This is a genomic window from Acetobacter sp. DsW_059 (genome assembly GCF_002153695.1).
Lineage (GTDB): Bacteria > Pseudomonadota > Alphaproteobacteria > Acetobacterales > Acetobacteraceae > Acetobacter > Acetobacter thailandicus.
Map to the genome: position 1 here is coordinate 1 of NZ_JOPI01000107.1, position 365 is coordinate 365.

The 365-nt window shown below is 48.8% G+C and carries 1 protein-coding gene; it reads left to right on the forward strand.

The genetic code is table 11. From position 1 onward, the window contains the following. Positions 1-365, forward strand: a 365-nt coding sequence (locus HK25_RS12140) for a tail fiber domain-containing protein (RefSeq protein WP_143296011.1), incomplete at both ends; no start/stop codon positions are given.

Here is a 365-nt window from a genome sequence, read left to right on the forward strand (position 1 = left end):
CCATTCAGTGGCGCAGTTCTTCAGAGTGCTGTACAGGTAGTCTCTGACGCAAACGATAAAACCATCATCGGCACGATTGGCACGTCAGATTTTACAGCAGAGACGACAAAACTCCGTGCAGCCTGGGCTGCCATTTCTGGCGTTGTTTACACTCTGAATTTCAGCACTAATGCAACGAAACGCAACCATATCGGCGTTATTGCTCAGACAGTTCAGGCTGCATTTACTGCACAGGGACTGGACCCGTCTGATTATGGCCTCTGGTGCTCAACGCCTAAAACTAAGGCGGTTACATCTACTGTTGATGGCGTCACGACCACTACAGAAGAACCTGTTTATGAAGCAGATGGTAAAACTCAGGCAAC